The organism is Streptomyces sp. MS191, assembly GCF_008042125.1.
Classification (GTDB): Bacteria; Actinomycetota; Actinomycetes; order Streptomycetales; family Streptomycetaceae; genus Streptomyces.
The window spans coordinates 2,899,639-2,909,022 of record NZ_RDBI01000040.1 but is presented as its reverse complement, the minus strand read 5'-3'; the positions used below and the strand labels follow the sequence as shown (position 1 = coordinate 2,909,022).

The 9,384-nt window shown below is 69.2% G+C and carries 9 protein-coding genes and 2 pseudogenes; 5 read left to right on the top strand and 6 right to left on the bottom strand.

Annotated elements, in window-relative coordinates; all coding sequences use genetic code 11:
• The first annotated feature begins 122 nt into the window (after positions 1-122).
• The 5 genes and pseudogenes from EAO71_RS20565 to EAO71_RS20550 all read left to right on the top strand — a co-directional run bounded on the left by EAO71_RS20565 (position 123) and on the right by EAO71_RS20550 (position 2,429).
• Positions 123-581: a nuclear transport factor 2 family protein gene (locus EAO71_RS20565; RefSeq protein WP_147979039.1), complete on the top strand. Its 459-nt coding sequence runs from the start codon at positions 123-125 to the stop codon at positions 579-581.
• 201 nt (positions 582-782) lie between these two features.
• The gene (gene folB, locus EAO71_RS20560) at positions 783-1,142 is read left to right on the top strand and encodes a dihydroneopterin aldolase (protein ID WP_147979038.1); all 360 of its coding nucleotides are present in this window, start codon (positions 783-785) and stop codon (positions 1,140-1,142) included.
• Positions 1,139-1,573 (top strand): annotated as a pseudogene (folK, locus tag EAO71_RS20555) (2-amino-4-hydroxy-6-hydroxymethyldihydropteridine diphosphokinase); the annotation flags it as partial. The gene folB and the pseudogene folK, both read left to right, overlap by 4 nt.
• A gap of 213 nt (positions 1,574-1,786) precedes the next feature.
• Positions 1,787-1,879: pseudogene (locus EAO71_RS38985) on the top strand (2-amino-4-hydroxy-6-hydroxymethyldihydropteridine diphosphokinase); the annotation flags it as partial.
• Between the two features lie 61 nt (positions 1,880-1,940).
• Positions 1,941-2,429, top strand: a complete 489-nt coding sequence (locus EAO71_RS20550; RefSeq protein ID WP_147979037.1) for a DUF3180 domain-containing protein — start codon at positions 1,941-1,943, stop codon at positions 2,427-2,429.
• Positions 2,430-2,448: 19 nt separating this feature from the next.
• Here the strand turns inward: EAO71_RS20550 and EAO71_RS20545 are convergent, their stop codons facing one another.
• The 6 genes from EAO71_RS20545 to EAO71_RS20520 form a co-directional block, all read right to left on the bottom strand.
• The gene (locus EAO71_RS20545) at positions 2,449-3,447 is read right to left on the bottom strand and encodes a hypothetical protein (protein WP_261992208.1); all 999 of its coding nucleotides are present in this window, start codon (positions 3,445-3,447) and stop codon (positions 2,449-2,451) included.
• 71 nt (positions 3,448-3,518) lie between these two features.
• On the bottom strand, positions 3,519-4,124 hold the full coding sequence (folE, locus tag EAO71_RS20540; RefSeq protein WP_147979036.1) for a GTP cyclohydrolase I FolE: 606 nt from the start codon (positions 4,122-4,124) through the stop codon (positions 3,519-3,521).
• An 85-nt stretch (positions 4,125-4,209) separates the two neighbouring features.
• The gene (ftsH, locus tag EAO71_RS20535; RefSeq protein WP_147979035.1) at positions 4,210-6,231 is read right to left on the bottom strand and encodes an ATP-dependent zinc metalloprotease FtsH; all 2,022 of its coding nucleotides are present in this window, start codon (positions 6,229-6,231) and stop codon (positions 4,210-4,212) included.
• A 171-nt stretch (positions 6,232-6,402) separates the two neighbouring features.
• A complete protein-coding gene (gene hpt, locus EAO71_RS20530; protein ID WP_132917781.1) occupies positions 6,403-6,942 on the bottom strand; it encodes a hypoxanthine phosphoribosyltransferase in 540 nt (179 codons plus the stop codon).
• Positions 6,943-6,983: 41 nt separating this feature from the next.
• Complete coding sequence (tilS, locus tag EAO71_RS20525) at positions 6,984-7,997, bottom strand: tRNA lysidine(34) synthetase TilS (RefSeq protein WP_147979034.1); 1,014 nt, start codon at positions 7,995-7,997, stop codon at positions 6,984-6,986.
• 195 nt (positions 7,998-8,192) lie between these two features.
• Positions 8,193-9,299 carry a zinc-dependent metalloprotease gene (locus tag EAO71_RS20520; protein WP_147979033.1) on the bottom strand — a complete coding sequence of 369 codons (1,107 nt, stop codon included), beginning with the start codon at positions 9,297-9,299 and terminating at the stop codon, positions 8,193-8,195.
• Positions 9,300-9,384: the final 85 nt, after the last annotated feature.

Here is a 9,384-nt window from a genome sequence, read left to right as displayed (position 1 = left end):
CGCCACGCCACCGCCGCCGTCTCCGCCATCGCCGCCCACGAAGGCGCCTGGGCCGTCCGCGTCCACGAAGTCAGAGCCACCGCCGACGCCGTCCGAGTCGCCAGAGCCGTCGAAGGAGCCGCGTGACCCACACGGCCGACACCGAAGCCGTCCAAGCCGCCAACACCGCCTTCTACGAGGCCATGGAACGCGGCGACTTCGAAGAGATCTCCACCCTCTGGCTCGACGACGGAGCCACCCCCATCAGCTGCGTCCACCCCGGCTGGCCCGTCCTCACCGGCCGCGGCGAAGTACTCCGCTCCTACGCCCTGATCATGGCGAACACCGAGTACATCCAGTTCTTCCTCACCGACGTCAAGACGTCCCTCACCACCGACGTGGCCATCGTCACCTGCACCGAGAACATCCTCAGCGGCGGCCCCGCCGAGGACGGCGCCGAACTCGGCCCCCTCGTCGGCCAGCTCGTCGTCGCCACCAACGTGTTCCGCCGCACACCCGACGGCTGGAAGATCTGGTCCCACCACGGCTCCCCCGTCCTCGCCGAATCAGGCGACGAAGACGACGAAGAACCAGGCACCTGACGCAATCCTGCGCCTTTCGAGTGGCCCAGGGGATTGGAATCCAACCCCCTGGGTAGGGGCCGCACCCAGCCAGTGTGCCCCTCACCTCCCGCCCCCACGGGCAAGAGCTGTCGGAGCCCGCAGGTAGATTCGAAGGAGGACACCCGGCCGTCCGCACCCGGCTGCGTGGCCCCCGGAACTACGACAGCAGGAGGAACCCCCGTGGATCGTGTCGCGCTGCGCGGCCTCAAGGCCCGAGGACACCACGGCGTCTTCCCCAAGGAGCGCGAGGAAGGCCAGACCTTCATCGTGGACCTGACCCTCGGCCTCGACACCCGCCCCGCGGCCGCCGACGACGACCTGACCAAGACCGTCCACTACGGCGTCGTCGCCGAAGAGGTCGTCGACGTGGTCCAGGGCGAACCGGTGGACCTCATCGAGACCCTCGCCGAACGCATCGCCCAGCAATGCCTCAAGCACCCCGGCGTCCAGGAGGTCGAAGTCGTCGTCCACAAGCCCGACGCCCCCATCACGGTCCCCTTCGACGACGTGACCGTCACCATCACCCGGAGCCGAGTATGAAAGCCACGCACAGCGATCCCACCGTGCAGCCCGTACCGGCGTCCGTCGTCGCAGCCGTCGACGCCGCCGACACCACCCTCTCCAACCCCAAGTGGGCCGTCATCGCCCTCGGCTCCAACCTCGGCAACCGCCTCGAAACCCTCCAGGGCGCCATCGACGCCCTCGAGGACACCCCCGGCGTCCGCGTCAAGGCCGTCTCCCCCGTCTACGAGACCGAGCCCTGGGGCGTCGACCCCGGCAGCCAGCCCTCCTACCTCAACGCCGTCGCCCTCGTGAAGACGACCCTGCCGCCCTCCTCCCTCCTGGAGCGCGCCCACGCCGTCGAGGAAGCCTTCCACCGCGTCCGCGAAGAACGCTGGGGCGCCCGCACCATCGACGTCGACATCGTCGCCTACGCCGACGTCGTCTCCGACGACCCCGTCCTCACCCTGGATTCATCGACGGATACGTGGACGGAGACGGGTTTCGCAGCAAGGGCCGCTTCAAGGGCAGGATGGTGGTGAGCGCCAACGTGCCCTTCCTGCGCGAGTGGGCGGAGATCATCGGCGCTCGCTTCACGCCGAGTTCCGTCCCCGGACGGGCCTCACGACTCTGCGTCGCCGACAGCTGGCCCGCCCGGGGCACCTACCGCCCCGAGGCGCATCCCCGGACACGGCACCGTCGGCGACCTCCTCGCCTCCCTCGGCCACGACGGCGTCATGCCACGCACCGACCTGGAACTCCGTCTGCCCGAGTAGTCGTTAGTCTCGTCAGAGATCGACTACAGCCCTGACGACTCCGACCCCCGAAGGACACCCGGTGAAACAACTGCGGCTCAAGGTGCTCGCCGGACTGTTCATCGTGGCCGGAGTCCTCTCCTGGGGCGGCGCCCGCCTGTGGGACGCCGTCGGCACCCTGCCGAGCGTCCCCCTGGCCGCGCCCATCGTGCTCGCCGCCATCGCCGCCGTCCTGACCGCGACCGCCCTCTCCATCCGCGCCCGCCTCAAGGCCCAGCGCGAGCGCCGGCCGGACGCCAAGGGCGTGGAACCGCTGATGGCGGCCCGCGCCGTGGTCTTCGGCCAGGCCAGCGCCCTCGTCGCCGCCCTCGTCGCCGGCATGTACGGCGGCGTCGGCGTCTTCCTCCTCGGCTCCCTGGACGTCCCCGCCCGCCGGGACCAGGCCATCTACGCCGGCTTCGCCGTCCTGGCCGGCGCCGCGGTCATCGCGGCGGCCCTCTTCCTGGAGCGCGTCTGCAAGCTCCCGGAGGACGAGAACAACGGCAAGAACGGCTCGGCCCCCGTCACCTGACCGGGCCCGAGCGGCCGGCCTACCGGGGCTCGCGCACGAGATGCCCGTTCACCAGGAACGTGGGATGGGGCGCGAGCCGGTAGCTGTAGAAGGTGAACGGCTTGGTCCCGGCGGCGGGCCGGGGACGCACGTCGCGGACCGTGACCCAGGAGGACTCCCGGAGCTGGAGGGGATGCGCCTCGGGGCGGTAGGTGCCCCGGGCGGGCCAGCTGTCGGCGACGCAGAGTCGTGAGGCCCGTCCGGGGACGGAACTCGGCGTGAAGCGAGCGCCGATGATCTCCGCCCACTCGCGCAGGAAGGGCACGTTGGCGCTCACCACCATCCTGCCCTTGAAGCGGCCCTTGCTGCGAAACCCGTCTCCGTCCACGTATCCGTCGATGAATCCGGTGAACGTCACCGGGTCACGCAGGACGACCCTGGGAAAGCCCTGGCGCATGTGGTGCGCGTCGCCGCCCACGTACTGCCTCACCAGGTCGGCCAGGTACGACGAGACCACGCGCACCCGGAAGCCCGGAAGATCGCGCCCGAGGTAGCCGGAGGGCCGCGTCACGGTCTCCAGGCGTGCGGGCAGGCCCGTGCAGGCGGTGAGGGCGGTCGCGTAGCGGGACGCGAACCCCTCTTCGTTGACGATCAGAGACACGTAGTTCCGGCCGACGGTGCCGTCCGCGCAGGTCGCGCCGACGAAGTAACCGAAGTCGTATCCCGGCCGGATCCGGAGACGCTCCCTGCACAGTTTCCGCGCCGGGGTCCACGCGACCGCCGCCCCGACGGCGTCCCGTGCGGGGGTCCAGCCCTCGGGCGTCCTCAGCAGCAGCTCCGGGCCGGCGACGAAGGCCATGTGGTCGGTGACCACCTCGACGGCCTCGCGGGCCTTGGTCGCGGTGACCTCCGAGACGACGGTGTGCACCGTCCGGTCGCCGTCCAACGTCCACATGACCTGGCCCGGAACGACCGTCCTGGCCTGGGCGCACCCCTCGACCAGGTTCACCAGCATCTTGCTGACAAGCCCGTACCCCATGAAAAAACCTCCCCGGTCGGTGATCGACTCACTGACCGGGGAGGTTATGAACCCGAACGGGAGATCCGCGGCTAACGTGCCAATATCAGGGACATGGCCTCGGCTCGCGTAGTAGCGTCGCGCATTTGGCCACGCACCGCGGACGTCGTCGTCTTCGCGCCCGGCTTGCGGATGCCGCGGACGGACATGCACATGTGCTCGGCCTCGATCACGACGATCGCCCCTCGCGCCTCCAGGATTCGCATCAGCGAATCCGCGATCTGCGTGGTGAGCCGCTCCTGCACCTGCGGACGGCGCGCGTAGACGTCGACGAGACGCGCCAGCTTCGACAGGCCCGTGATCTTCCCCGATTCCGCCGGAATGTAGCCGATGTGGGCCACACCGTGGAACGGGAGCAAATGATGTTCACAGTTACTGGTGAGTTCGATGTCCTTCACGAGGACCAGTTCGTCGTGGCCCAGGTCGAACGTCGTGGTCAGCACGTCCTCCGGCTCCTGCCAGAGGCCGGCGAACAGTTCCCTGTACGCACGTGCAACCCGCGCCGGTGTCTCCTTCAGCCCCTCGCGGTCAGGGTTCTCGCCGACCGCGATGAGGAGCTCGCGCACGGCGTTCTCGGCGCGCTTCTCGTCGAACTCGCCGATCGTGCTCTCGCCGTCCAGCGTCACCGGGTCGGTCATCTGTGCCTCGTTCCGTCTGCCCTGAGTACGCGAAATGCCGCGCCCCCACAGGCTAAAACCTGGGGGGCGCGGCATCCATTCCGGGTCAGGACTCCGGGGTGTCCTCCGGGGCGATCTCGATCGACTTGGTGGTGTCGACCGGGGTCGCGCCGTTCGCGCTGTTCGTCAGGGCCAGCTCCTTGGGGGAGAGCACCGGCGGACGCGTGGAGGGCGTCCGGCGGGCCGATCCGGTCCAGGCGGGGCGGGCCGGGCGCTTGACGATGGGGGCGAAGATCTCGGCGATCTCCTCCTTGCCCAGCGTCTCCCTCTCGAGGAGCTGCAGGACGAGGTTGTCGAGGACGTCGCGGTTCTCGACGAGGATCTCCCACGCTTCGTTGTGCGCGGTCTCGATGAGCTTCTTGACCTCTTCGTCGACCAGCGCGGCGACCTCTTCCGAGTAGTCGCGCTGGTGGGCCATCTCACGGCCGAGGAACGGCTCGGTGTTGTCGCCGCCGAACTTGATGGCGCCGAGTCGCTCGGTCATGCCGTACTGGGTGACCATCGCGCGGGCCGTGGTGGTGGCCTTCTCGATGTCGTTCGCGGCGCCCGTGGTCGGGTCGTGGAAGACGAGTTCCTCGGCGGCGCGTCCGCCCAGCATGTAGGCCAGCTGGTCGAGCATCTCGTTGCGCGTAGTCGAGTACTTGTCCTCGTCCGGGAGCACCATCGTGTAGCCCAGGGCGCGGCCGCGGGACAGGATGGTGATCTTGTGGACCGGGTCGGAGTTCGGGGATGCCGCCGCGACCAGGGCGTGTCCGCCCTCGTGGTAGGCGGTGATCTTCTTCTCCTTGTCCGACATGATCCGGGTCCGCTTCTGCGGGCCCGCGACCACGCGGTCGATCGCCTCGTCCAGGGAGTGGTTGTCGATCAGCTTCTTGTCGGAGCGGGCGGTGAGGAGCGCCGCCTCGTTCAGGACGTTGGAGAGATCGGCACCGGTGAAGCCGGGGGTGCGGCGGGCGACGGCGCCGAGGTCGACGTCCGGGGCGACCGGCTTGCCCTTCTGGTGGACCTTGAGGATCTCCAGGCGGCCCTGCATGTCCGGGCGGTCGACGGCGATCTGCCGGTCGAAGCGTCCGGGGCGCAGGAGTGCCGGGTCGAGGATGTCGGGCCGGTTGGTGGCGGCGATCAGGATGACGCCGCCCTTGACGTCGAAGCCGTCCATCTCGACGAGGAGCTGGTTGAGGGTCTGCTCGCGTTCGTCGTGGCCGCCGCCGAGGCCGGCGCCGCGGTGGCGTCCGACGGCGTCGATCTCGTCGACGAAGACGATCGCGGGTGCGTTCGCCTTGGCCTGTTCGAAGAGGTCGCGTACTCGGGAGGCGCCGACGCCGACGAACATCTCGACGAAGTCGGAGCCGGAGATCGAGTAGAACGGCACGCCGGCTTCGCCCGCGACGGCGCGCGCGAGGAGGGTCTTGCCGGTGCCGGGCGGGCCGTAGAGCAGCACGCCCTTGGGGATCTTGGCGCCGACGGCCTGGAACTTGGCCGGCTCCTGGAGGAATTCCTTGATCTCGTGGAGTTCCTCGACGGCCTCGTCGGAGCCCGCCACGTCGGCGAAGGTGGTCTTCGGGGTGTCCTTGGTGATGAGCTTGGCCTTGGACTTCCCGAAGTTCATGACTCGGGAGCCGCCGCCCTGCATCTGGTTCATCAGGAAGAGGAAGACGACCACGATGAGGACGAAGGGGAGCAGCGAGAACAGGATCGAGAGGAAGGGGCTCTGCCGCTCGGGGGAGACGGTGTAGCCCTTGTCCAGTGCGCCGGAGGCGGACTGTTCCTGGAGGGTGGTGGTCAGGTTGGCGCCCTGGTCACCGATGTAGCTGGCCTGGATCTTGGTGCTGCCGCCGTACTTGTCCTTGTCGGCGTCCTTCTTGAGCTCGACCTTGATGACCTGCTCGTCGCCGGTCGTCAGCTTGACCTGGTTGGCCTGCTTGTCATTGATCGCCTGGACTACCTTGCTGGTGTCCACCGTCTTGTAGCCCTCGGACGAGCCGACGACCTGCATCAGCACGACCACGGCGAGGACGGCCAGCACGATCCACATGACCGGCCCACGGAAGTATCGCTTCACGTCCATCCATACGGAGCGGGTACGCTCCGTCCCTCCTGCCCGTAGGTAAATGCTGCTGTGAGAAAAAGCTGTTCTTCGGACGGTACCCCAGCATTGTGACCGGAGACCGCCTTCCCTTGCTCCAACGGCGGGAAGGCGGTGCTGGTTCCCTGGGTTCCGGTCTGGGGTCCGGGTGTGTCAGCCGCCGTAGACGTGGGGGGCCAGGGTGCCGACGAAGGGGAGATTGCGGTACTTCTCGGCGTAGTCGAGGCCGTATCCGACGACGAACTCGTTGGGGATGTCGAAGCCGATCCATTTGACGTCGATGGCGACCTTGGCGGCGTCGGGCTTGCGGAGCAGGGTGCAGACCTCGAGGGAGGCGGGCTCGCGCGAGCCGAGGTTCGACAGGAGCCAGGACAGGGTCAGGCCGGAGTCGATGATGTCCTCGACGATGAGGACGTGCTTGCCCTTGATGTCGGTGTCGAGGTCCTTGAGGATGCGGACGACTCCGGAGGACTGGGTGCCGGCGCCGTAGGAGGAGACGGCCATCCAGTCCATGGTGACGGGGGTGGACAGGGCGCGTGCCAGGTCCGCCATCACCATCACGGCGCCCTTGAGGACTCCGACGATGAGCAGGTCCTTGCCCGCGTACTCTGCGTCGATCTTCGCGGCCAGCTCGGCCAGCTTCGCGTCGATCTCTTCCTTGGTGATGAGCACCGACTTGAGGTCGGTGCCCATGTCCTTCTCGTTCACCCGGGTCACTTTCGTTGCAGCTTGCGTCAGCCTTGCCGAATGACCAGTCTGCCACCCTGCCGGCGTGCCTCGACGCGGCCGGGCAGATTGATGGCTCCTTGGCCGCGCCAGCCGGTGATGAGTCGGTCGACCTCTTCGATGTGGCGGGCGAAGAGGGAGCCGGCGGGGGCGCCCTCGGCGATGACGGCGCGGCGGAGGACGCGGCGGCGGACGGCGGGGGGCAGTCCGAAGAGTTTGGCGCATTCGAGGCGGCCGGTGTCGTCGCGTACGGAGGCTTCGGCGTCGGCGGCCCAGGAGTCGAGGGCGTCGGCGTCGTCGCGGGAGAGCTGGGCGGTGCGGGCGAGGGCTTCGACGACGCCTTTGCCGAGGGCTTTCTCGAGGGCGGGGAGGCCTTCGTGGCGGAGCCGGGAGCGGGTGTAGGCGGGGTCGGCGTTGTGGGGGTCGTCCCATACGGCGAGTTCCTGGGCGACGCAGGCTTTGCGGACGGTCTGCCGGTCGAGTTCCAGGAAGGGGCGTCGGTAGCGGCGGGTGGTGCCGGAGACGGCGGCCATGCCGGAGAGGGAGCGGATGCCGGAGCCGCGGGCGAGGCCGAGGAGGACGGTTTCGGCCTGGTCGTCGCGGGTGTGGCCGAGGAGGACGGCGGTGGCGCCGTGGTGTTCGGCGGCGGCGTCGAGGGCTGCGTAGCGGGCGTCGCGGGCCGCGGCTTCGGGTCCGCCTTCGCGGCCGACGGTGACGGTGACGGCGTCGACGGGGTCGAGGCCGAGTGCGGTCATGCGGTCGGCGACTTCGGCGGCTCGTTGGGCGGAGCCGTCCTGGAGTCCGTGGTCGACGGTGATGCCGCCGGCGCGGAGGGGGAGTTTGCGGGATTCGAAGGCGAGTGCGGAGGCGAGTGCCATGGAGTCGGCGCCGCCGGAGCAGGCGACGAGCACCAGGGGCTCGGTGGTCGGCTCGCCGGTGTCGGTGTGGTGTTCGGTGAGGATGTCGTGGAGTACGCGGCGGACCGCCAGGCGTATCGCCGCGACCGCAGGATGGGGACCCATGTCCGGTGCCCTTCGTGAAGGAGTGGGGTGCCTCGGTCGGAGACTTAACGGTCGGAAGAGGGGGTTCGGTCACTCAGAGTGCGTCGATGGTGACAGAACCCGGCCGTTTACCGAGCATTGCACGCCTGCTCTTCGCTTATGGTCCCTCGGATGGGTGATTGGTGGCGCTTTCTTCTGCCGTCCGCCGCATCCGTCTCAGGAGTCTGCCTTACGGTGCACCCTCGCGATCCAGTCGGCGGGTGCGGCGATCTCGGTCTTGGTCGGAAGGGTGTTCGGGGAGGTCCAGACGCGGTTGAAGCCGTCCATGCCGACCTGGTCGACGACGGCGCGGACGAAGCGTTCGCCGTCGCGGTACTGGCGCAGTTTGGCGTCGAGGCCGAGGAGGCGGCGCAGGGCCAGGTCGAGACGGGAGGCGCCGCGGGCGCGGCGTTGCTGGAACTTCTCGCGGATCTCGGCGACGGAGGGGACGACCTGGGGTCCTACGCCGTCCATGACGTAGTCGGCGTGTCCTTCGAGGAGGGACATGACGGCGGTGAGGCGGCCGAGGATCTCGCGCTGTTCGGGGGTCTGGACGAGTTCGACGAGGGAGGGGGAGGGTTCGCCCTCCTCGCCTTCGGGGCGGCCTCCGGCGAGGGCCTGGGCGGCTTCGCGCAGGCGCTCGACGACGGTGGAGGGGTCGACCTCGGTGGCGCCGAGGAATGACTGGATCTCGCCCTGGAGGTGGTCGCGGAGCCAGGGGACGGCGGTGAACTGGGTGCGGTGGGTCTCTTCGTGGAGGCAGACCCAGAGCCGGAAGTCGTGGGGGGCGACGGCGAGTTCGCGTTCGACGTGGACGATGTTGGGGGCGACGAGGAGGAGTCGTCCGCCGCCGTTGTCGCCGGCGGGGAGTTCGCGGGTGGCGGGGGCGAAGGTCTCGTACTGGCCGAGGATGCGGGAGGCGAGGAACGACAGGAGCATGCCGAGTTCGACGCCGGTGACCTTGCCTCCGACGACGCCGAGCATGGCTCCGCCGGGGGTGCTGGAGCGGCGTTCCTGCATCTTGTCGAGGAGGGGTGAGAGCAGTTCGCGGAAGCCGGCGACGTTGGCGCGGACCCAGCCGGCGCGGTCGACGACGAGGACGGGTGTGTCCCGTGGTTCGTGGCCTTCGGGGACCATCCGGGTGAAGGCGCGGACGTGTTCCTCGGACGCCTTGGCGTGCCGGCGGAGTTCCGCGACGACCTCGCGGGCCTCGTCGCGGGTCACCTCGGGGCCCGGGCGCAGGAGTCGGGTCGCGGTCGCGACCGCGAGGTTCCAGTCGACCATCTCGACAAGATGCAGGAACGCCGCTCCAGCACCCCCGGCGGAGCCATGCTCGGCGTCGTCGGAGGCAAGGTCACCGGCGTCGAAC

Coding starts and splice junctions, on each gene's coding strand:
- hpt (WP_132917781.1), bottom strand. CDS start 6,942: ATGGGCACCGACCTCAAGTCGGTGCTCATCACCAAGGAAGAGATCGAC.
- EAO71_RS20520 (WP_147979033.1), bottom strand. CDS start 9,299: ATGGTCGACTGGAACCTCGCGGTCGCGACCGCGACCCGACTCCTGCGC.
- tilS (WP_147979034.1), bottom strand. CDS start 7,997: ATGGGTCCCCATCCTGCGGTCGCGGCGATACGCCTGGCGGTCCGCCGC.
- EAO71_RS20545 (WP_261992208.1), bottom strand. CDS start 3,447: ATGGGGTACGGGCTTGTCAGCAAGATGCTGGTGAACCTGGTCGAGGGG.
- folE (WP_147979036.1), bottom strand. CDS start 4,124: ATGACCGACCCGGTGACGCTGGACGGCGAGAGCACGATCGGCGAGTTC.
- ftsH (WP_147979035.1), bottom strand. CDS start 6,231: ATGGACGTGAAGCGATACTTCCGTGGGCCGGTCATGTGGATCGTGCTG.